We start from the raw sequence: 20,891 nt of genomic DNA, 5'->3' as shown, positions 1-20,891 counted from the left end.
AATGAAAAGACCAACAGGAGCGACGCAAAATTTGACCACGTTTTAGGGGCTATCATAGGATTTAATTCATGAACAGAGTTGCAGCCTTTATCCTATAAGAGGTCATAAAATTGCAAGTAGATTTAGTAGCATTTTTGCAATTTTCATCATTTAATTCTCATCTGAGATCAACACCACTAAGATCGATTTGATCTTGAGCGAGGCTCTCCTTTTGTTGATCAAAATCAATACTTTTGCCTCCCTCATCTCGTTAAATACGCCACAATATATAGTGTCAGTCGAACAAGAAATCGCCCTATATAGTGTATTTGTGGATAAGTCTGTGGGTATGCTGGGGTAAGGAGAAAAGGTGAAACCAATCGTAATCAAGCGTGATGGCTCAAGAGCTCCGTTTAGCAGGGATCGCATTCAAGCTGCAGTGGAATCAGCAGCCGAGCACGTAGACCAAGAAATCGCACTATACGCACTGAATGTTGCGTTAGCGGTAGAGCTTCAGCTAAAAGATCACGATGAAGTCCACATCCACGAAATCCAGACCCGAGTAGAAAACGAGTTGATGCAAGGACCTTATAAGTCTTTGGCACGTTCATACATCGAGTATCGTCATGATCGTGATATTGCTCGTGAGAAGCAGAGCACGTTGACACGTGAAATTGAAGGTCTTATTGAAGAGAGTAACGTTGATCTAATCAACGAAAACGCTAATAAAGACGGTAAGGTCATTCCAACTCAGCGAGATCTACTCGCTGGTATTGTTGCGAAGCATTATGCCAAAACGCACATTTTACCACGTGATATTGTTCAGGCTCATGAGATGGGCGATATTCACTACCATGACTTAGATTACGCACCGTTTTTCCCGATGTTTAACTGCATGCTCATTGATTTACAAGGCATGCTGACACACGGTTTCAAAATGGGTAATGCTGAGATAGACACACCGAAATCCATTTCGACTGCAACTGCGGTAACGGCGCAGATCATTGCTCAGGTCGCCAGCCATATCTATGGTGGGACAACCATCAACCGCATTGATGAAGTGCTAGAACCTTATGTGATGACGAGTTATCACAAGCATTTGGAGATCGCGAAAGAGTGGGATATTCCTAATCCTGAAGCGTTTGCCTCCGCTCGTACAGAGAAAGAGTGTTACGACGCGTTCCAATCACTAGAGTATGAAGTAAACACACTCCACACAGCAAACGGCCAAACGCCATTTGTTACCTTCGGCTTCGGTCTGGGTACAAGTTGGGCATCACGATTAATTCAGCAGTCAATTTTGAAAAATCGTATTGCGGGTCTAGGTAAAAATCGTAAAACGGCTGTGTTTCCAAAGCTAGTGTTTGGCATTAAAGACGGGTTAAACCACAAGTCTGAAGATCCAAACTACGATATCAAGCAGTTGGCTCTAGAGTGCGCATCGAAACGCATGTATCCAGATATTCTTAACTACGACAAAGTGGTCGAGATTACGGGGTCATTTAAGACGCCTATGGGTTGTCGTAGTTTCTTGGGTACCTACGAAGAGAATGGCGAGTTAGTCCATGAAGGGCGCAATAACTTAGGCGTGGTAAGCCTTAACTTGCCACGAATTGCGATTGCTGCCAACCGTGATGAGCGTCAGTTCTACAAGCTATTGGATGAGAGACTGGATCTGGCACGTCGTGCGCTAGAGACTCGAATCTCACGTCTAGAAAATGTCAAAGCACGGGTTGCACCGATTCTTTACATGGAAGGGGCTTGTGGCGTGCGACTAAAAGCTGACGAACCTATTGCCAACATCTTCAAAAACGGCCGTGCATCAATTTCTCTTGGTTACATCGGTATTCACGAAACGATCAATGCGTTGTTTGGTGATGAAACACACGTCTATGACGATGCGGAACTGCGTCAGAAAGCGGTGGATATCGTCAAGTATCTAAAAGACAAAGTGAATCAGTGGGCAGATGAGTCTGGTTATGGCTACAGCCTATACGGTACACCAAGTGAGAACCTTTGTAGCCGTTTCTGTCGTATTGATACTAAAGAGTTTGGTGTTATCAAAGGTGTGACAGATAAAGGTTATTACACCAATAGTTTCCACCTCGATGTAGAGAAAAAGGTTAACCCTTACGACAAGATCGATTTTGAAATGCCTTACCCACAAATCTCGAGTGGTGGTTTCATTTGCTATGGCGAATTCCCGAACATGCAACGCAATATTGAAGCGTTAGAAAACGTCTGGGATTACAGCTACAGCCGTGTACCTTATTACGGAACAAATACGCCAATCGATGAGTGTTATGAGTGTGGCTACAATGGTGAGTTCGACTGTACCAGTAAAGGTTTTACTTGCCCAAGCTGCGGAAACCATGACTCGACTAAGGTATCTGTGACACGTCGTGTGTGCGGCTATCTAGGCAGTCCAGATGCACGTCCGTTTAACTTCGGTAAACAAGAAGAAGTTAAACGTCGCGTCAAGCACCTGTAAATCGAGTCGTTGAATTGCAACACTAACAAGTCACATTGAGCCCAAAATTGGGCTCAATTTGTTTGAATGAGTAAAGTATGAATTACCACCAATATTACCCCATAGACGTTGTAAATGGTCCAGGCACACGTTGTACACTCTTTGTGTCTGGCTGTGTGCATCAGTGCCGCGGTTGCTACAATCAGTCTACTCAACGTTTGGATTCGGGCATCCTGTTTACTCAGCAGGCAGAAGATCAAATCATTGCTGATCTCAACGATACTCGTATTAAACGCCGTGGGTTATCGTTGTCGGGGGGAGATCCGCTTCATCCGGCCAATGTACCTCATATACTCAAACTGGTTAAACGAGTACGAGAGGAGTGTCCAGATAAAGATATCTGGGTATGGACGGGTTACACATTGGCAGAGCTTGATGATGCGCAACGTGAAGTGGTCCAATATATTGATACTCTGATTGATGGCAAGTTTGAACAGGACAAACGCGATCTAAACCTTGAGTGGCGTGGAAGTTCGAATCAGATTATTCATCGCTTTAAAATCGACTAGTAGAATTTGCTGCAAAAAGACCGAAAGTTAAAAAAATGTTAATCGATTCGGGTTTTTATCCTGTTTTGCACTTTAGCGCTGAAATTTTATTTCTAGATTTATAAATTAGATGTTAACTTGAAGGCCGTTACTTGAATTTCAAAGGGTTGTGACTTTCATGTTCTCTCATTTACCGACTCCTACATTGGATCCTATTCTTTCTTTATCAGTTGCTTACCGCAACGATCCACGCGCCGAAAAAGTTGATCTTGGCATTGGCGTGTACAAAAACAGTGCTGGTGAAACGCCAGTAATGAAAGCGATTTCTCAGGCACAAGACATTGTTGTCGCCACACAAAAAACAAAATCTTACGTTGGTTTGGCGGGGTGTGAAGAGTTTAACCAGTCAATGATTGACTTGTTACTTAAAGGCACTTCAGCGATGGATCGTGTTGCTGCAATCCAGACTCCGGGTGCAAGCGGTGCACTACGTATGTTGGGTGACCTGATGAGGGTAGCACAGCCAAATACGACGGTTTGGATTTCTAATCCTAGCTATGTCAACCACCGACCAGTCATGGAAGCGGCGGGTCTGAAAGTGAAGCACTATAGCTATTTTAGTCCTGAAACTAAGCAAGTTGACGTTGCTCGTATGATGGATGATCTTGCACAAGCGGGTCCTGAAGATGTGGTTTTACTTCATGGTTGTTGCCATAACCCAACAGGTGCAGACATCAATTTCGATGCATGGAAAGCGATTACAGAACTGTCACAGAAAAATGGCTTTATTCCCTTTGTCGATATTGCCTACCAAGGATTTGGTGATGGTCTAGAGCAAGACGCACAAGGTCTTCGCCACATGGCAAACAACGTTGAAGAAATGCTGATTACCACATCATGTTCGAAGAATTTCGGTCTTTACCGTGAACGTACCGGTGCTGCAATCGTGGTTGGTAAGTCGGTCGAAGATGTGAGTAATGCGAAAGGTAAGCTTCTCACTCTGGCTCGTGCAACTTATACCATGCCACCCGATCACGGTGCAGCATTAGTCAAAACTATCTTGCAAAATCAAGAGCTAACCGCAGTTTGGAAGCAAGAGTTAAGTGAAATGCAGCAACGATTGTTAAACCTTCGTCAGACTTTGTGTCATGAATTGAGAAATAGCCACAATACTTCACAATTCGATTTTATTGAGAGCCACAAAGGCATGTTTACTGTGCTAGGCTTTAGCCAAGACCAAATGATGCAACTCCGTGAACAATATGGAATTTATGGAGTGGGCGATGGTCGTATCAACATCGCAGGTTTAACTGAGAAGGACATTCCTTACGTAGCCGAAGCGATAGTGAACGTTTCATAAGTGTTTTGGGGCGAGTTTTCGCCCCTTTTAGCACTGCAGTTTGTCAAAATTAGGTGACCGAATGAATAATACGTGGAAAGCACTAATTCCATTTATGCTAAGTGGCGGTTTAATCGCTTGTTCGACAACGGGACAACCTCCTGTAGAACCCGAGCAAAAACCACAGATTGAAGAACCCAACGTTGAAAAACCGCAAATTGAAGAGCCAAAACAAGAAATTGAAAAGCCAGTTGCGCCAGTCGTAAAACCTCAAGAACCTGTCGTTGAATTAAAACCGAAAAAAACCTCTGATGGTAAATTACTGCTAGGCGAAGAAGAGTGGGTCTATGTTCCGGGCTTAGATGCGAATTTCAAAGCGCGCGTAGATACTGGAGCGACAACCTCTTCTATCAGTGCAATCGATATTGTTCCTTTTGAGCGCGATGGTAAAGACTGGGTCAAATTCAAGATCGAACATGAAGGTATTAAGAGCAAAGAAATTGCTCTGCCTGTTCAACGCTGGGTTAAGATCCGCCAATCAAGTGCCGATGGTAGCCACGAGCGTGCGGTTGTGGAAGCATGGATTCAAGTGGGCGAGTTGAAAGAGAAAACAGAATTTACTCTGGCCGATCGCACCCACTTAACGTTCCCACTATTACTCGGACGTAGCTTTTTTAAAGATGTCGCCGTTGTCGATGTCAGCAAAAAATACATTCAAGATAAGCACAAATAATTTGTCTAATTGACCAAAATTAAGACCAGCACCAAGATTATGTGCTGGTTTTTTTGTCTCTCTAGATCATGTTTTTGTTTAATGAATCAGCATCATAATTAACATTGAGTTAATATCTGGCCGAAAAGTCGGCAGTGTGCTCGCTACTATTGAACCCTCAAAAGAACAACATCTCTGAACGATAGAGCGAGGCATTAAACAAACATTGGAAAGGAGTTGGCATATGAAGCACTTGTCTATGGCTATCGTTATGAAAAATGGCAAAGTGTTGGTTCAGGAAAGATTTAGAACATCAAAAGGCATGGTTTTCGAGTTTCCAGGTGGTGCAGTCAATAAAAATGAATCAGGCACTGACGCTGCGGCCCGTGAACTTTACGAAGAGACAAAGATTGATGGTGTGACTCACACGGCAACTTTCAGCGGCATAAATGATTTTGGTGGACGTATTTACTATGCCATTTTTAGTGCCTCGGATGAGCATGAGCCGACGGCTGTGGGCAGCGAACGCCAACAGACTTTTCACTGGTTATCGCCAAGTGAATTGCCTCTCTCTGACTTCTATTCTGCTGATGTTGACTTTATTCAGCGTCATCTCGTTAATTACGCTTAAATTGCCTGCATTATCAGACGTATTTTGTGCGGATAGCAAAAAGCCAACGGATGTCCGTTGGCTTTTCGTATTTTGACGATTTTATTGAATTTCTAGCAGCTCGACATCGAAAATCAGACTCGCCGCAGGCGGGATAGGACCAGTGCCATTTTTGCCGTAAGCAAGTGGGCTAGGGATGTATAAGCGGAATTTATCGCCCACCGTCATGTAAGTTAGACCTTCCTGCCAGCCTTTGATCACTTGATTCAATTTAAAGCTGATTGGTTCACCGCGGTCAACTGAGCTGTCGAACACCGTACCATCGATAAGCGTACCATGGTAATGAACCTTTACCGTGTTGGTTACTGTTGGGTGCTCAGTGCCTTCACCTTTATGCAAAACCTCGTATTGCAACCCACTTTCAGTCGTGATGATATTATCGCGCTTCGCGTTCTCGAGGAGAAATGCTTGTCCAGCAGCAAAGTTTTCTTCACTCGCTTTGTGGTTTGTCCAAGTGCGGTAGATGAAAAATGCCGCAAGAATGAAAACAACGATTGGGAAGATAATTTTAGACATAGTTTCTTTCCGTAGAATTAAGGTTGTTGAAGCAAGAAGTTAATGGTTTCAGCAATGCTTGCCACATCTTGGTGACCGCTGGTTATAACCTGATATTTACCATTAACAATGAAAGTAGGGACGGCGTTGATCTGACCTTGGGTTGTGATGTCGTCAGCGACTTGCATTGCAGCAAACAATTGTTTTTGTTGCTGTTCATCAAAGTCATAAGGACTGGTTAAGCCACGGCTATGGAAGACTTGATCGAGTGCGTTCTTCTTATCTGTAAGTGTTGCACCGTCTCCCATTTGAGTTGCAGCAAACATCTCGTTCATCATCTCATGATCGGGCTTTTTGCCTAATTGCATTTCAGCCGCGTAGTAGATCATTGCACCAATTTGCGCGCTTTCGTTAAACGTTACGTGAACTTTACCAATCGACTGACCAGTGAGTTTCTCAATGGTTGGCATCTCATTTTCCATCTGGCGGCAATGACCGCAGTTGAGTGAAAATACCTCGGTAACAGGTGGTAAACGAAACGTCGCTAAGTTGACTGGAAGTTGTTCATACTGCTTTCCTTCCACGGGACCAGAGTTTTCGCTGCAGCCAACTAGAAGTGCAGAAAGAGCAATAAAAGCAAAGGTTGCGAGTTTTTTCATGATGATATCTCGAATCGTGACTGTGTCGAATTTGATGAGTGACACCAGCGCGATATCTGTGTGAGTTAAAAGTAGGATGATTTTACTGATTCAAATCGAGAAGCGAAACCATTCGATGACAGAATTGGGTGAATAAAGTATTTCTAACGATGAATAATGCGGTGCTTGAATTCAGCTGTTTATATAATTGTAAATATCGAGATAAAAATTGTCTGAAAAGGACTAAAGATTATTCATTTTTGCCGATACAGATTATGTAGCGTAACGGAACTCACGGTGGACTCATGAAGCAAATTATATTACCCCTTATTCTCCTAGTGTCAGGCTGTAGCAGCATGACTGACGAGATGGCATTTTGGGATGATAACTTGTTGGACAGCGCGCCAAAGTCGGATTTTGATGTTCGCTACCCTGAGTGGGGCTCACAGCCTGTTATGTCAACTTCTGGAGTTCGCGGTCCAATGGGGCAACAACGTACTCAGAGCTATAGTGACTTACAGAACTTCCTTGTCAGCAATGGTATCGATTACGAAATATTGCCGGGTAATCATGTCATGGTACGCCTCAAAGACACGATAAAATTCAATACGGGCTCGTCTCGAGTGGCTTCTGATTCAAAATATTGGCTGGATATGATGGGAAGCTACTTGGCAACACAACCGAGTATCGACATTGTTATTGACGGGCATGCTGATAGCACAGGCGCGCCAAGCTTTAATGACAGCTTGTCAATGAAGCGAGCAAATGCAGTCAAACAGCAGCTTGTTAGCAACAGGGTCGCGATGGACTCCATTTACACACGTGGCTATGGTGAATATGTGCCTGCATGCAGCAACAGAACTAAAGAAGGTAAAGCCTGTAATCGCCGTGTTGAAGTGCTGTTTATTGTTTCAACTAACTGATTAAACTTGTTAATTTATCAATGACTTGAAGCGCGTTTTCTACGTGCTTGATGGTGATGAATGTTGTTCTGTATCAACTATTTTGCAATGTAACGGTGTAATAACCATAAACTTTATGATGAATTTCTAACTTTGCGTAGTTTAAGGTTATCGTAGTGTTAAATGTCTGATAGGTTGGCTCTCAAATATGAGATGTTGTTCCAAGAAATTATCAGAAAAATAAAGGCTACGTTGCTGTATGTTCAACTATTCGTTTTTAAATCACATTGCTGCTCAAGATCTTTCCCTCATCCCCAAGCTTGACAGCATCTATGAACATGTCCTCGATTCATATCCGCAAATGTCCCGTTTTTCCGTTGCGCTAATGGGTGAAAACAGCGTCTCAAACTACTATGTTAAAGACACTATGGCCGATGTGGGTCGTTATGACTTTGAGCAGCATGAGCTTCGTGATAACTCCTCCTTAACCAGCATTGCTTATACTGCAAATGTAAGGATAGTCAGTGACTTACGTAAAATGCTTCAGACTGATCGTATTCGCGAATTGATCCGCTTAGGTCATAGAAGCAGCTACACTTACCCAATTTCGTATCAAGGGAAAACGATCGGTTTTATCTTTGTTAATGCCAAGGATACGGGCTTCTTCACCCGATGCGATGTCGAACGAGATTTTGCCTACCTTGCTCAAGTCGTGGCAAACCAATTTATACAATTATTCGAGAGCCAGCGACATTTTCAAGCTTCGCTGGAAATTGCGCTGAAAATGGGTCATGCCAGAGATCCCGAAACCAAAGAGCATTTAACTCGTATGGGTATGTATAGTGAGTTACTTGCGCGCTTTTTATCAAAAAGCTTGAGTGAAATTAGCCACCAATTTATTCACCGTATTCGTCTCTACGCGCCTTTTCATGATATCGGGAAGTATATGATTCCAGACGATATTCTCTACAGCGATAGACGCTTCACGCCGGAAGAGCGGGCGGTCATGAATAATCACACTATCTACGGTGAAGAGATCATCGATGAAGTGATTCAATTGTCAGGAACTAAGACGGTTTCTGACGCTGAAATTCAATTCATCAAAAACATCGTCAGACATCACCATGAGTGCTTTAACGGTAAGGGGTTACCTGACGCGTTGAGGTCTGACAGCATACCGCTTGAAGCACGTATTGTTACTTTGGCGGATGTGTTTGATGCACTTCTGAGTAAACGAGCTTACAAGCCAGCGTGGGAACTTAGCGAAGTCATTGAATACATTAAGTTTCAAAAAGGGCAGATGTTTGATCCGATGTGCGTCGATGTATTGCTTGCCAATTTGGATCAGTTTATGGAAATCCGTTCTAAGTATTTGGATAAAATTGAGAGTAGAGAGCTGATTGCAAGCTGATGATCATTGACACTTAGAGCGGTGAAACGTAAGTAAATAAAAAGCCCTTGATGATAAGACATCAAGGGCTTTTTCAAATCTTTCTACAGTCGGTTAGGCTGCGCTTTTAACAGCGTCGCTTTTTTTTTCGCTTTGCATCTTAGCTAGGAAGTAGACGTTAACGCAGGCAATGAAACCGTTTGTTACTACTACTGGCCATGCATCAATCATCAAACCGTATGCAGTGAACAGCGCACAGCCGATGAAATTAAGGACACGTAGGCGCACGATGTCTTTCATTGTTAGTGAAATAGCAACCATGATAGACGCTGCGTAACCTAAAATTTCAACCATATCCATAATTTGACCCTCTTAATTTTTGCCGAACGTTGTCGGTACCAATTCTTCTCTTCTTGAGATAAGTGAGGAAGCTCCGTGCCTCGAATGGTCTAAATGATTAACTGAGATGAAATATAACAGGGCTAAATGTGTGATGGAAGCCCCAAAAAAGGGAACGGAGAAGGTTAGCGATTACGCAAACGTTTTACGCATTTTCGGCAAAAGTGATAACCAAAATTGTTGGCTGATAATGGGAAATACCTTACAAAGAAAAAGCCTGCACAGGGTGTGCAGGCTTGGCTAATTTGGCGAGTAGCCGCTGGCTACTTTTTCTTCCCTTGAATGACTTTGTCTTCTTCAGTCAGTTCGCGGATACGGCGGCTAATGTCACGACGCTCTTTCGAGATTTCAGCGCTCTTGATGATATGGTCATCAACGCGATCTTCGTAGTCCGCTTTCATGTTCTTAATGATACCAACGATTTCTTCGTTGCTCATATCTGCCTTGATGTAGTCAAGTAGGTTTTCTAGAAGATCTACACGCTTACGGTTGTCACGAACTTTCTTTTCGTTATCAATAAGCTCGCGTTTTAGCTTATTTTTTCGACGTGCTTGAGCTACGATTTCAAATACACCACTCATAGGTCCCTTTCCTAATATTTTGAAAAACTGTCAACGATTAAATCATAACATCTAGTGGGTTAACAGTCCTAAGATCAATCATTACAGTGTGTTGACGGTTTTATCGCCAATCTATCGGCAGACGATTGAGCCTGCCTGTGGTTCGATATATGATTTCCATATTCTGTGGCAAGGTACGATGTAATAAATGCGCACGTCCGAAATTATTATGCCTAGTGAGACAATAGAGCCATCGCCAGGACGGGCTAGTCGACTAGTCAAAGCATATAAGCATGAACGCACTCGGCAAGAGGTGACAGAGATCGAGCTGAACCGAAGTAAAATAGTGATGATCGATGAGAACGGAAAAATTAGAAAAGTTCCTATCCTCGCTGAGCACTAGAAGAGCGTTTGCAACAACATAGTAAGGAAAAGGTATGAATATAGAGCTATCCCCAGTAGAAGCCCGTGTGATCGGATGTCTGATCGAAAAAGAGGTCACAACACCGGACTACTACCCATTGACGTTGAACAGCCTGACGACTGCTTGTAACCAGAAAAGCAATCGCGAGCCTGTTATGTCACTGACTGATGTTGAAGTTCAACAAGCTGTGGATGGCCTTATCGCACGCCGTTTAGTCAGTGATGAAAGTGGCTTCAATAGTCGTGCGAGTAAGTTTCAACACCGTTTTTGCAATACAGAATTTGGTGACCTTAAACTGACCAAACAGGAAAAAGGGATTGTATGCTGTATGCTTCTACGCGGTGCACAGACGCCAGGTGAGATAAGAACCCGTACTAACCGTCTTGCAGACTTTTCTGATGTTAAAGAGGTTGAGGCCGTTTTGGATAGTATGGCTGCGCGCGAAGATGGGGCGTTAGTGGTTAAGCTTCCGCGTGAGGCAGGCAAGCGTGAATCACGCTATATGCACCTATTTAGTGGAGAAGTTGACGTTGAGTCATTAGCCGCAACCGCTCAGTCACCCGCCGTGAATAATGATCGACTCAGCCAGCTAGAGTTGGAAGTTCAAGAACTGAGATCAGAAGTTGCAGAGTTGAAGGCTCTGGTTGAACAGCTTTCTGCCTAATGAGCTCGTTGCTCACCCCCTCCCTAAAATTACATTCGGATTGGTATGTTTACTTAATCCGAATGTCTAACAATGCCCTTTATTGTGGTATCACAACCGACCTTGAGCGTAGGTTTCGGCAACATTGCAATGGAACCGGAGCAAAAGCGCTTAAAGGTAAAGGTCCTCTCAAGCTAGAATGGCACCAATACATAGGCACTTCGAGAAGCGAAGCGTCGAAAATAGAATACCGAATCAAGCAACTATCTAAAGCGAAAAAAGAACAAATTGTTTCAGGTGAATATGTGATAGAACGATGTATTGATAACACATAAATCATTCGTTATTCCTACAAAATCCCCCAGATGTATTAATCTTGTTTATGACTAATAAAAAAGGTTGATATGGATATGAATCAATTAAGTAAATTATCTTTGGCAGTGGGCTCAATCATTTTGGCTTGTACCGCTCAAGCGGCGACGGTCTCTCCTGATGGCAGAGGCAATGGTATGGGGAATGCAGGGGTGACCAGTGCTGATTATGTGTTGGCACCGTTTTATAACCCGGCTTTAGCCGCCGTTTACCGCGATAGTGATGACTTTGGTTTACTGGTGCCCGCGATAGGTGCGACAGTAAGAGACACTGACGAATCATTAGATACGATAGATAGTCTTCAAGATACGATTAAAGCGTTTGAGGCATCGGGTAGTCCAGATGCGACAACATCAGCACAGTTAAATAGCTATCTTACACAGCTAGCGGATGATAAACCGCTTGCGGTTAGCGCGGGGGTGGGTATCGCCGTCGCGCTTCCAATCAGCACGCTTTCAGCTAACATCTTTACGCGCGGCTACGCAGAGATTGTTGCGACACCCGAAATTGCGGCCAATGGTGGTGATACTCCAGCAGCGGTAGAAGCGCGTTACAATAACTCCAACGTCGATATGATTGCCTTTGGTTACACTGAGTTTGGTGTTGCTCTGGCGAAACGTATGACCATCCAAGGTCAGGATGTTGCTTTGGGTATCACGCCAAAGTATCAACAACTGCGTACCTACAAGCAAAGTCTTTCAGTCGAGAGTTTCGATATCAGCGACTATGACAAAAGTGAAACCAACGAGAACTATTTCAACTTAGATTTAGGTGGGGTTTGGTTTTATGACCAGTACCGATTTGGTGTGGCGGTGAAAGACCTATTTTCTAAAGAGATCAATACGCTAGATGTTAGTGGTGTCAGCACTTATAAGCTTAATACACAGGTGACGGTTTCAGGGTCTTATAGCATGGACTATTTTGTTGCGACGGTAGACTGGGATCTGACCAAACAGAAACGTTTCACCGATCTTAACGACGACACCCAATTTTTACGTTTTGGTGTTGAAGGAAATGCATTTGGCTGGGCACAGCTCCGCGCGGGTTACCAGATGGATATTCAAGATACCTTGGATAACTCCTTTACCGCGGGGATTGGTATCAGTCCAGGAGATCTTGTCAGTCTCGACTTTGCTGGTAGCTATGCTGGAGACAACCAATTTGGTCTGTCGGGCAATTTGTCTTTTACGTTCTAGACACTATACGGCATAATAAAAAGCCGAGTAAAATTAATGGCTTGAAGGCTAATAATTGAACTCGGCTTCATTGATAATAATGAATTATAATTGAAATAAAACGATTCAAATTATTATGCTCAGCTAGCTAGTCAAAAGAGAAAATGGCATGTGTAAGTATAAACTTCTTTCTTTATTCGCTTTGTATTCAGCAACTTCAATGGCTCACACGACGCAGGTTCTCAACGGCTATTGGCAATACGATGAATATCTCGATGCACATCCTCAGCAACGACAGTTGACGGACGCATTGAGCGAAGAAGTTCGCCGTTATCCCACGCCTCTCGCAGCCAAACAAGTAAAGCCAATTTCAATTTCTGTGGTTTATCCCGGACAGCAGATTTCAGATTACTGGATTCGAAACATCAAAGCGTTTGAAATGCGCTTAGAAAAGCTGGGCATCAGATACAGTATTAATCAAGTCTTTACTCGGCCAAATGTCGATGTCAGACAGCAGAGCTTGTCACTGCTTGAAGCAATCCAAAACAAATCCGACTACCTGATTTTTACTCTGGATACCACACGACATAGAAAGTTTATTGAGCATGTGCTGAGTTCAACAGATACAAAATTGATTCTACAAAACATTACCACGCCGGTAAGAGCTTGGGATCAGCAACAGCCCTTTATGTATGTGGGATTTGACCATATAAAAGGGACTCGTGTGATACAAGAATACTACAAGTCAGTCATCCCGAAAGAGAGTCGTTATTCCGTGCTCTATTTCTCGGAAGGTTATGTGAGTGATGCGCGCGGAGATACTTTCATCGAAGAGATGAGCCATCATGACAGCTACCAATTGTCCTCTTCTTTCTATACTAAGGCGACACGAGAGTCTGGGTACCTTGCTGCGAAATCAGCGTTAGAGAAGGATAAAGATCTAGAGTTCATCTATGCATGCTCGACAGATGTCGCTTTGGGCGCCGCCGATGCACTTAAAGAGTTAAACCGCAATGATGTCATGCTAAATGGTTGGGGTGGGGGAACCGCTGAATTGGAAGCCATTGCCAACGGGCAACTGCAAGTGACGGCAATGCGTATGAATGATGACACCGGAATCGCGATGGCAGAAGCGATTAAGTGGGACCTCGAAGGAAGAAGTGTACCACATGCATATTCCGGTGATTTTGAGCTTGTGACGAGCAATGATAGTCCGAGCAAGATCGAGAAGCTCAAGCAGCGAGCATTTAGGTATTCTGATCAATAATGGGAAGATTATTCGGACAGGCTGGTAAGAGCCGATTAGCTACGTTATTAACCAATTCGATCTTTCTTGTTATTGGTGGACTAATTGTGGTTATGGTTTTGCAAAACTACCAAGTTAACCGAGATGTTGTATCGCAAGAAGTTGCTCGTACTAAGCAGCAAACGCAGAGCTTGGTTCAGGAAATTTTTAACTTTCGAGTCAAGTCAATTGAGATCCAACAAGATAGTTATGGTCGAAATCCGGTCTTGCTAGAAGGTTTGGTAAGTAAAGACGCTCAATCTCTCGATCTCTTCTTCAACAGTATGGATCAGCTTTCACCAGATATCACACCTGACTTCCGATACATCATGAGTCATGACCAACTGATTTGGGATGACTCAAATTTTGAGTTCTATGGAATTTCACCGCAGCAGTTGCTGCATATTACACAAGATATTACGACCGGCTTTGACTGGCATATTTCACAAACCCCTTCAGTTATGGGAACGAGATACCTTATGTTAAGGCGTTCCTCTATTGTCGATTTAGAGTCCGGGGAAGTGGTCGGGAATCTTTTCGTTGGTATTGTTCTTAACAACAATTTCTCGATTGTTAACGCGCTCGCTCAAGGAAGTAATGCGGATCAGGTGCTTTTAGCGGTAGGTTCTGAGGTGATTGCGGCGAGTGATAAGGATGGCGACGATGAACAAAATCGATGGTTAGCCCAATCGACTGACGAGCTTGATTCGAGCGGTTTTACTGTTTCTAGAACGGATCTCACCATTAATAACGTGCCGACTTTTCTCTCAATTTATACGGTTCAGGATAACGAGCACATTGTCCACTTCGTCCGGAGTTATTATGTTTGGTTGGCGATCACGGCTGGATTGATCATCTGTATTGCCATCTACACTCGAATCTGGCTCGGTAAAAGAGTCTCCAAAGAGTTACGTTCTTTGATGACCTATACAGATGCTTCGATTCAGGAGCAAAAACTTATCGAATTTGAAGGGTCTTCAATTCAAGAGTTTCATAAAATTGGTCAGTCATTTCAACGTTCATTTAAACGACTTAATGATCAAGAAAAGCAGTTTGCTGATTTGTTTAACTTCTCTTTGTCGCCAGTGACGTTATGGAACGTTGAAGGTGAGTTAGAGCGCTTTAACCCGTCGGCTGAAAGGTGTTTTCGTACCCACGGCGCCCAAGATCAACTGATTTCCAGCTTAAAGCCGCACATTATGATGTGTGCTCAAGGGGCAACCCTGACCGGCATCAACACAACTATTGCCAACAAAACCTTTCGTTGGAACTTATCTCCCATTATGAGAGACAACAGCGTCTCGCAGATCATGGCGCAAGGTCAGGATATCACCAGCTTCATTGAAGCAGAAAAGCAGAGTCAAGCTGCACGTGAAGAAGCAGAAGAGTCAGCGCGCATGAGGGCGGACTTCCTAGCTAAAATGAGCCATGAGTTGCGGACACCGCTCAACGGTATTCTTGGTGTCTCCCAGTTACTCAAAGACAAAATGGTTGACCAAAGAGACATAGAGCACATCGAAGTTCTGTGTAACAGTGGTGAGCATCTATTGGCGGTGTTGAACGACATACTCGATTTTTCAAAGATAGAGCAGGGGCAATTTCATATCGAAAGCGCGCCTTTCCGCTTGGCTGAGCTGACAACAACGGTGGAGAGAATCTTCAAGCCGTTACTGGATAAAAAAGATGTCGCATTCGACGTTGTAAATAAGATCCCTCAAGACCGATGGGCGCACAGTGATCAGGTGCGTCTCAATCAGATTATTTTTAATCTGGTTAGCAACGCAGTCAAGTTTACCCATCACGGCAGTGTCCGAGTCGAATTAGAGTGTGAGCAGACGGACTCTGGGTGTTTACTCAAATTGGAGGTATCGGATACGGGGATCGGGATTGATCAACTGCGGATAGCGCATATATTCGAACCTTTTGTACAAGCAGAATCAAACACGACGCGTGAGTATGGCGGCAGCGGCCTTGGTTTGGCGATTGTTCAAAGTCTTGTCACCATTATGAACGGAGAGATTCAGCTAGAGAGTGAAGTCGATGTTGGGACGAAGTTCATCGTTAAAATACCGCTGAAAGTCGGTAGCAATGAGCTGATCAATGTAGAGAAAAGCGCCCTTCCTGAAGAACCCTCGACCTTATTCCCTGAGTCACTGCATGTTTTGCTGGTGGAAGACAACAACACCAACGCATTTATCGCGAAAGCGTTTTGTGAAAAATATGGAATGACGGTTTCATGGGTTAAAGATGGTGTTCATGCAATAGAATTCTTGCGTTCAGATCCAAGTGTGGCTTTGGTCCTAATGGACAATCAGCTCCCCAATCTTGGCGGCATCGAAGCGACGGAAATCATTCGTAATGACTTAAAGCTCACTGTGCCTATTTACGCATGTACGGCTGATGGCATGCAGGAAACCAAGCAAGCCTTTCTAACGGCGGGGGCAAACTACGTGATAGTTAAACCGATTAAAGAAATCGCGCTAAACAAAGCATTCATTCACTTTAAAGAGAACTACTACGCGCTAGTGAAATAGTCGTGGGCAGCGGATAAAACGCTGCCCAGTTGTTCATCGCGCCAGTTTTTGGTGCGCACGAGAAAAATGATCGGCACAAAAAGCGCCAACAATCGAGAGTTCTCCCGCTAAGCAAAGACAGGCCGCGACCTCCGCCAAGGACTTTGCTTTCCCTGCGCCATAAAGCCCCATTATATCAAGGCATGCTTTCTGTGTTGGTAAGCCAGTACCACCGCCAACAGTACCTACCATCAGATTAGGTAGCGTAACGCTAGCGTGAAGTCCTCCATCCTTATTGAGTACCATACGAGTAATGCCAATCGCCGATTCGGCGACGCACGCGGCGTCTTGCCCGCACGCAATGTAGAGTGCGGCGAGGGCATTTGCATAGTGAGCATTGACGCCAATCCCACCACTCAATGCTGCACCAGTGGTGGTGACTTGTCCGAAGCGCACCATTTTTTCTGGGGTAGTATGAAGGTACTTTTCTACCAACGCTTTATCTAAATGAACCTCGGCGGTCACCTTTTTACCACGAACATGGCGTAGCGTATTGGCGTTAGGCTTCTTGTCTCCGGAGAGATTACCATCCAAAAATGCTTCCGTCGGCGGAACTGGGGAGTGGGTCAAAATGTAGTGATACACTTCGTTTGTTGCAATCGTGACCATGTTTTGGCCAGAAGCATCGCCAGTATGAAATTCAAAAACCAGATAGACTTGGCTTGCTTCGATATTGACATTGATATCGTGAAGCTTACCGTGCGAGGTCGTGGACTCCGCGACGCGTTTAAATTGATCGTATTGTGTCACAACCCATGCGACAAACTGGCCGGCATTGGCAAGTGAATCAAAACAAAATACAGGCGTGCGAGTGACCCCTTCATTGAGTAGCATTGCACTTGCACCACCAGCAGCTGTGATCAATTGAGCGCCTCTATTGTAGGACGCCACTAAAGCAGCTTCCGTGGTCGCAAGTGGGATCAGGAAATCGTCATTCGCATAAAGGCCGTTGACACGAAGTGGTCCAGCAATACCCACAGGTACTTTAACGGTACCAATAAAGTGCTCAATGTTTTTATTGTATAGCTCAGCATTAGTTTCGGTCTGCTCGTCAAGTAACACTGATTGATCAGTAAGGTTAGCGAGTTTGCTCCATCTTTTTTCGAGCGTTTTATCCGAAATATAAGGACTGGGTGTCAGTCTTGTTTTAGGACGTTCAAAATGGGGGCTGAGTTTTTGTTCTAATGTGAGGTTATGTTGCTCTGGCTGGAGGAAATGGTGGTCTTTTAGTCGAGATAAATTCAGTTTGGGCATTGCAAATTAAAACGGAAAATTTGTCTGCATTCTACCCGATAGACTCGGGAACTCAATGTTTGCTTAATGTATTGCTACAATTTACTTCATTTCGTCAGACGTGAATATCAAGCAGAGTACCAATCATCTCTTGGTCACGCTGCAATACATTGGTGCCTATTCTGCTGTATCGTTCGGCACTAGTGAGTTTGGTGAGAGGTTCAAAATCAGAAGGAGGTGCTTTGAATTCGACTTTGTTGAACTCGTAGCCGTCTTTGTTTGAGATGGATTGTAATTGCTGGTTTTGTTGGATTTCAAGCGCAGCGTCTTCGGCCATCTTCGACGACATATCAATGATTTGATAACCGGATTGTACAGAAGATACTGGCATAAACACCTCCGCTTAATTAAAGCTTAAGGGGTGATTGAAATTTCAGCAAGTTGTGCTAAGAAAAAAGGCTCGAAATCAGTGACAGTTCTTCGTCAGTAACTAAGGTCTCGTCACTCGAATCCAGTTTGCTATTGATCTCACCTCGTAATGTACGTAATTGCTGAGGTGTCAGTGATTTTAGCTGGGCTCTCATTAATTCAAATTGTTGTGGGGTCATATTGTTGCACCTGACAATCAAATAAGGCTCTAATCCATATCGGTAAGAGATGTTTCCTTTCATCGCTCACTCCTTACAATAGGAATTGAATAGTATTTTATTTGACGGTGTCGAAATTTTGTCCGAGTAATGTCAGGCAGTGTTAAGAATTAGTGAAGAGCATGGGCTCTTCACTAAGATAAGGTTTTATGCAGAATGAGCAGGTTGTGCCACACGGACTGCAAATTTACTCGCGAGTGAATGAAGCTCTGGCAACATTCGGTAGATGAGATGGAGCTGTTGCAAAACCATACGCACTGAACCATCGTCTTCTTCGCGCCATTCGGATAAGCGTTGTTCTAAGGCAGGGTCATCGATATCGCTGGTATCACAGTTATCACAATGCTGATTAAGCTGGGTGAACAGCACCTCCAAATGCTGGTGAATGACTCTGTGAGCATCAAGGATCAGCTTATGCGTTTGATCATCGGCAATTTGGGTTCGATGAGCACCTAATGCAGAGATATAGCTGAGTAGGGCGTGGTTTAGAGTTAAGAAGCGGTAGCTCTCATCCACCGCAGAAAGATAGCGACCAGGCTCAGCTAACATAGTGCTGATAGCGGTAGTTAATGTCGCATCTTGATTGTGTGCGTGACGGCGAGAAATGCGATAGTTGAGACTGTCTTTTTTACCAATCCGATACTGGCCGATAATTTGCGCCAGATAATTTTTATTCGCCGCTATCGCCTCTGCCATCACTTTATGCAGCCGTTTCGATTGCCAGTCGGGTAAGATTAATGCCACAGCAGCAACGGCGAGAGCACATCCAATTAACGTATCGGCAAGACGTGGCAATACTACCGCGTATCCTTCGCCAAGCTGATTAAAGCAGAATAAGACAAGCACGGTGATAAAGCCGGTTGCGTAGCCATAGTTAGCCAGACGAAATGCGAAGAATGCCACGCCGGATATCACTACGAAGACCAACTGACTTTCTTGTGAAGGGAAAAAGGTCAGTAGCGGTACACCAATGAATAGACCTGCAAATGTACCTAATACCCTTGCGACAAGCTTTTGTCGTGTTGCGCTGTAGTTTGGCTGACAAACGAACAGGGTAGTTAACAAAATCCAGTAACCCCGTTCAATATCGAATAATTGAATGATGCCATAACCAATAGTCAATGAAATCGACATCCGCACCGCATGGCGAAATAGCATTGAGTCCTTAGTAAAATTGGCACTGATCCGCTGCCACATTGCTTTAAGTGTATGTGCTTCTGTGTCATCAAGAACATCTTCTTCAAGCCTGTTCGCATCAGGGTTGTTCACATTACTAAGCTGTTTCTCTACCGTGGCAAGGTTGTTAAATAGGTAGCCAAGCTGTGAGAGTAAAGAACGCCATTGTGGGTTTTGATGCGACTGCAAATAGCTAAGGGAGTTTTGCAACTCATCAAGTGCCATGACGGATTGGTTATCATGTTGATATTCCTTCCCTAAACGTATTGCGTTGGCAATTTCTCGACATGATTTAGCTTGGGTCTCTAACAAATGTTTAAACCGAAATAAAACGTCAGAACGTTCAAAATGGACAGCCAATTCTTGATAGCGGTAGTGTGTTGAACTGATTCGCTCATGGATGTCTTGAGCTAAGAAGTAAATGTTGAGAAATCTATCGCTAGTTGCATCCACGTGACCACGCTTTGAACGACTTAAAAAAGTCGCTTTGCAAGAGTTAAGCGCATTGACCGTAGCGGCATTCAAACGCGCTTCTTCTAACCGATACGGTTGTGGCGTTAGATTTGATACCGGATGAAAGAGCTGACTTTTTGAGTCAAGGTAATTGGCGAGCTGAATAAACACATTGGCCAAATTTTGTTGAACGGGCTGAAGCGGCCATAGTGCGTGCCAAATCATAGACATCAGATAGTACCAAGCCGCACCTGAGAGCAACATAAGTGGCTGGAACCAAATATTTGTACTTTGATGAGCACCTAGCATGGCGTAAATAGCAATCAGTAAAGAGCCAAACGCGATACTGGCGTAACGTGGGCCGATAGCGCCCAACATAATAAAGCCAAAAGTTGAGGTAAATAAACCAATGGCAAACAACCACGGTGTGTTAAACAGCAACTCTATGGAAAACGCGGCGACGGCAAAACAAACCAGTGTCAAACTCTGTGATTTGAGACGTCCGGTGAAACTATCGTCACTTTCGGCTAGTGCTGCGGCAATCACCCCCAGTATCAATGGGATGATCTGTTCATTGAGCTGCAAGTACCAGGCGGGCACGACCACGCCAAGAAGAGTGACGAGAATGAGCAGGCTATAATTGATGGTTTTATTTGCCCAATAGTGGCGTAGCTGACTAAATAAATTCACTTGCAGAAATCTGTAGGTCATAAGTGCGTTTAGAATAACAAGATCTGTATGGTAACGAGCTGATCCAAATAAAGATACTAGATACTTTGGCTAACTTTTGTCCATTGTCGATCTTGAC

The 20,891-nt window shown here is 44.0% G+C and carries 21 protein-coding genes; 13 read left to right on the top strand and 8 right to left on the bottom strand.

The annotated features are described in order from the left end of the window. The first annotated feature begins 349 nt into the window (after positions 1 to 349). The 5 genes from nrdD (at position 350) to ACQEXP_RS07715 (ending at position 5,679) form a co-directional block, all read left to right on the top strand. Positions 350 to 2,470, top strand: a complete 2,121-nt coding sequence (gene nrdD / locus ACQEXP_RS07735; RefSeq protein WP_426969216.1) for an anaerobic ribonucleoside-triphosphate reductase — start codon at positions 350 to 352, stop codon at positions 2,468 to 2,470. A gap of 77 nt (positions 2,471 to 2,547) precedes the next feature. After that, a complete protein-coding gene (gene nrdG / locus ACQEXP_RS07730) occupies positions 2,548 to 3,018 on the top strand; it encodes an anaerobic ribonucleoside-triphosphate reductase-activating protein (protein ID WP_426969214.1) in 471 nt (156 codons plus the stop codon). Positions 3,019 to 3,175: 157 nt separating this feature from the next. After that, positions 3,176 to 4,357 (top strand): amino acid aminotransferase, encoded by a 1,182-nt coding sequence (locus tag ACQEXP_RS07725; protein ID WP_269374844.1) that lies wholly within the window; start codon positions 3,176 to 3,178, stop codon positions 4,355 to 4,357. A gap of 61 nt (positions 4,358 to 4,418) precedes the next feature. Further along, positions 4,419 to 5,069 carry an ATP-dependent zinc protease family protein gene (locus tag ACQEXP_RS07720; RefSeq protein WP_269374843.1) on the top strand — a complete coding sequence of 217 codons (651 nt, stop codon included), beginning with the start codon at positions 4,419 to 4,421 and terminating at the stop codon, positions 5,067 to 5,069. A 223-nt stretch (positions 5,070 to 5,292) separates the two neighbouring features. Next, a complete protein-coding gene (locus ACQEXP_RS07715) occupies positions 5,293 to 5,679 on the top strand; it encodes an NUDIX hydrolase (protein WP_269374842.1) in 387 nt (128 codons plus the stop codon). Positions 5,680 to 5,760: 81 nt separating this feature from the next. Here the strand turns inward: ACQEXP_RS07715 and ACQEXP_RS07710 are convergent, their stop codons facing one another. Both ACQEXP_RS07710 and ACQEXP_RS07705 read right to left on the bottom strand, forming a co-directional pair. Further along, positions 5,761 to 6,234 (bottom strand): FKBP-type peptidyl-prolyl cis-trans isomerase, encoded by a 474-nt coding sequence (locus ACQEXP_RS07710; RefSeq protein WP_426969212.1) that lies wholly within the window; start codon positions 6,232 to 6,234, stop codon positions 5,761 to 5,763. Positions 6,235 to 6,251: 17 nt separating this feature from the next. Further along, the gene (locus ACQEXP_RS07705) at positions 6,252 to 6,872 is read right to left on the bottom strand and encodes a thiol:disulfide interchange protein DsbA/DsbL (RefSeq protein ID WP_426969211.1); all 621 of its coding nucleotides are present in this window, start codon (positions 6,870 to 6,872) and stop codon (positions 6,252 to 6,254) included. Positions 6,873 to 7,156: 284 nt separating this feature from the next. Between ACQEXP_RS07705 and ACQEXP_RS07700 the strand changes: the two genes are divergently transcribed. Next, complete coding sequence (locus tag ACQEXP_RS07700) at positions 7,157 to 7,774, top strand: OmpA family protein (RefSeq protein WP_269374839.1); 618 nt, start codon at positions 7,157 to 7,159, stop codon at positions 7,772 to 7,774. Between the two features lie 238 nt (positions 7,775 to 8,012). Next, complete coding sequence (locus ACQEXP_RS07695; protein WP_426969209.1) at positions 8,013 to 9,164, top strand: HD domain-containing phosphohydrolase; 1,152 nt, start codon at positions 8,013 to 8,015, stop codon at positions 9,162 to 9,164. A 93-nt stretch (positions 9,165 to 9,257) separates the two neighbouring features. Here the strand turns inward: ACQEXP_RS07695 and ACQEXP_RS07690 are convergent, their stop codons facing one another. After that, a complete protein-coding gene (locus ACQEXP_RS07690) occupies positions 9,258 to 9,503 on the bottom strand; it encodes a YgjV family protein (protein WP_138970979.1) in 246 nt (81 codons plus the stop codon). 302 nt (positions 9,504 to 9,805) lie between these two features. Next, on the bottom strand, positions 9,806 to 10,123 hold the full coding sequence (locus ACQEXP_RS07685; protein ID WP_006878100.1) for a DUF496 family protein: 318 nt from the start codon (positions 10,121 to 10,123) through the stop codon (positions 9,806 to 9,808). A gap of 187 nt (positions 10,124 to 10,310) precedes the next feature. Between ACQEXP_RS07685 and ACQEXP_RS07680 the strand changes: the two genes are divergently transcribed. The 6 genes from ACQEXP_RS07680 (at position 10,311) to luxQ (ending at position 16,535) form a co-directional block, all read left to right on the top strand. Further along, on the top strand, positions 10,311 to 10,505 hold the full coding sequence (locus ACQEXP_RS07680; protein WP_138970981.1) for a hypothetical protein: 195 nt from the start codon (positions 10,311 to 10,313) through the stop codon (positions 10,503 to 10,505). Positions 10,506 to 10,539: 34 nt separating this feature from the next. After that, positions 10,540 to 11,190 (top strand): YceH family protein, encoded by a 651-nt coding sequence (locus ACQEXP_RS07675; RefSeq protein ID WP_426969207.1) that lies wholly within the window; start codon positions 10,540 to 10,542, stop codon positions 11,188 to 11,190. Continuing rightward, positions 11,190 to 11,504 (top strand): GIY-YIG nuclease family protein, encoded by a 315-nt coding sequence (locus ACQEXP_RS07670; protein ID WP_269374834.1) that lies wholly within the window; start codon positions 11,190 to 11,192, stop codon positions 11,502 to 11,504. Before ACQEXP_RS07675 ends, ACQEXP_RS07670 begins: the two co-directional genes overlap by 1 nt. A 75-nt stretch (positions 11,505 to 11,579) precedes the next feature. Beyond that, positions 11,580 to 12,737, top strand: a complete 1,158-nt coding sequence (gene traF / locus ACQEXP_RS07665) for a conjugal transfer protein TraF (protein ID WP_426969205.1) — start codon at positions 11,580 to 11,582, stop codon at positions 12,735 to 12,737. Positions 12,738 to 12,885: 148 nt separating this feature from the next. Beyond that, positions 12,886 to 13,983: an autoinducer 2-binding periplasmic protein LuxP gene (locus ACQEXP_RS07660; RefSeq protein ID WP_426969203.1), complete on the top strand. Its 1,098-nt coding sequence runs from the start codon at positions 12,886 to 12,888 to the stop codon at positions 13,981 to 13,983. Beyond that, a complete protein-coding gene (luxQ, locus tag ACQEXP_RS07655) occupies positions 13,983 to 16,535 on the top strand; it encodes a quorum-sensing autoinducer 2 sensor kinase/phosphatase LuxQ (RefSeq protein ID WP_426969201.1) in 2,553 nt (850 codons plus the stop codon). Before ACQEXP_RS07660 ends, luxQ begins: the two co-directional genes overlap by 1 nt. A gap of 33 nt (positions 16,536 to 16,568) precedes the next feature. On the opposite strand, the gene ACQEXP_RS07650 is transcribed toward luxQ, so the two are convergent. The 4 genes from ACQEXP_RS07650 to yccS all read right to left on the bottom strand — a co-directional run bounded on the left by ACQEXP_RS07650 (position 16,569) and on the right by yccS (position 20,773). After that, a complete protein-coding gene (locus tag ACQEXP_RS07650) occupies positions 16,569 to 17,828 on the bottom strand; it encodes a hydroxymethylglutaryl-CoA reductase (RefSeq protein ID WP_426969200.1) in 1,260 nt (419 codons plus the stop codon). A 94-nt stretch (positions 17,829 to 17,922) separates the two neighbouring features. Next, a complete protein-coding gene (locus ACQEXP_RS07645) occupies positions 17,923 to 18,198 on the bottom strand; it encodes a hypothetical protein (protein ID WP_269374829.1) in 276 nt (91 codons plus the stop codon). A 55-nt stretch (positions 18,199 to 18,253) separates the two neighbouring features. After that, entirely contained in the window at positions 18,254 to 18,478 is a 225-nt protein-coding gene (locus ACQEXP_RS07640; RefSeq protein WP_269375467.1) for a hypothetical protein, read from the bottom strand. Positions 18,479 to 18,601: 123 nt separating this feature from the next. Further along, positions 18,602 to 20,773: a YccS family putative transporter gene (gene yccS / locus ACQEXP_RS07635; protein ID WP_269374828.1), complete on the bottom strand. Its 2,172-nt coding sequence runs from the start codon at positions 20,771 to 20,773 to the stop codon at positions 18,602 to 18,604. Positions 20,774 to 20,891 lie beyond the last annotated feature (118 nt).

The sequence above is a fragment of the Vibrio sp. TRT 1302 genome (assembly GCF_050113875.1).
Lineage (GTDB): Bacteria > Pseudomonadota > Gammaproteobacteria > Enterobacterales > Vibrionaceae > Vibrio.
This window is presented reverse-complemented; position numbering and strand designations above follow the sequence as displayed.

Excerpts from the sequence above, each read along its gene's own strand:
- ACQEXP_RS07675 (WP_426969207.1), top strand. The coding sequence starts at position 10,540 with ATGAATATAGAGCTATCCCCAGTAGAAGCCCGTGTGATCGGATGTCTG.
- ACQEXP_RS07720 (WP_269374843.1), top strand. The coding sequence starts at position 4,419 with ATGAATAATACGTGGAAAGCACTAATTCCATTTATGCTAAGTGGCGGT.
- ACQEXP_RS07700 (WP_269374839.1), top strand. The coding sequence starts at position 7,157 with ATGAAGCAAATTATATTACCCCTTATTCTCCTAGTGTCAGGCTGTAGC.
- ACQEXP_RS07670 (WP_269374834.1), top strand. The coding sequence starts at position 11,190 with ATGAGCTCGTTGCTCACCCCCTCCCTAAAATTACATTCGGATTGGTAT.
- traF (WP_426969205.1), top strand. The coding sequence starts at position 11,580 with ATGAATCAATTAAGTAAATTATCTTTGGCAGTGGGCTCAATCATTTTG.
- ACQEXP_RS07645 (WP_269374829.1), bottom strand. The coding sequence starts at position 18,198 with ATGCCAGTATCTTCTGTACAATCCGGTTATCAAATCATTGATATGTCG.
- ACQEXP_RS07705 (WP_426969211.1), bottom strand. The coding sequence starts at position 6,872 with ATGAAAAAACTCGCAACCTTTGCTTTTATTGCTCTTTCTGCACTTCTA.
- luxQ (WP_426969201.1), top strand. The coding sequence starts at position 13,983 with ATGGGAAGATTATTCGGACAGGCTGGTAAGAGCCGATTAGCTACGTTA.
- ACQEXP_RS07695 (WP_426969209.1), top strand. The coding sequence starts at position 8,013 with ATGTTCAACTATTCGTTTTTAAATCACATTGCTGCTCAAGATCTTTCC.
- ACQEXP_RS07660 (WP_426969203.1), top strand. The coding sequence starts at position 12,886 with ATGTGTAAGTATAAACTTCTTTCTTTATTCGCTTTGTATTCAGCAACT.
- ACQEXP_RS07725 (WP_269374844.1), top strand. The coding sequence starts at position 3,176 with ATGTTCTCTCATTTACCGACTCCTACATTGGATCCTATTCTTTCTTTA.
- ACQEXP_RS07715 (WP_269374842.1), top strand. The coding sequence starts at position 5,293 with ATGAAGCACTTGTCTATGGCTATCGTTATGAAAAATGGCAAAGTGTTG.
- ACQEXP_RS07680 (WP_138970981.1), top strand. The coding sequence starts at position 10,311 with ATGCGCACGTCCGAAATTATTATGCCTAGTGAGACAATAGAGCCATCG.
- nrdG (WP_426969214.1), top strand. The coding sequence starts at position 2,548 with ATGAATTACCACCAATATTACCCCATAGACGTTGTAAATGGTCCAGGC.
- ACQEXP_RS07640 (WP_269375467.1), bottom strand. The coding sequence starts at position 18,478 with ATGAAAGGAAACATCTCTTACCGATATGGATTAGAGCCTTATTTGATT.
- ACQEXP_RS07690 (WP_138970979.1), bottom strand. The coding sequence starts at position 9,503 with ATGGATATGGTTGAAATTTTAGGTTACGCAGCGTCTATCATGGTTGCT.
- ACQEXP_RS07685 (WP_006878100.1), bottom strand. The coding sequence starts at position 10,123 with ATGAGTGGTGTATTTGAAATCGTAGCTCAAGCACGTCGAAAAAATAAG.
- ACQEXP_RS07710 (WP_426969212.1), bottom strand. The coding sequence starts at position 6,234 with ATGTCTAAAATTATCTTCCCAATCGTTGTTTTCATTCTTGCGGCATTT.
- ACQEXP_RS07650 (WP_426969200.1), bottom strand. The coding sequence starts at position 17,828 with ATGCCCAAACTGAATTTATCTCGACTAAAAGACCACCATTTCCTCCAG.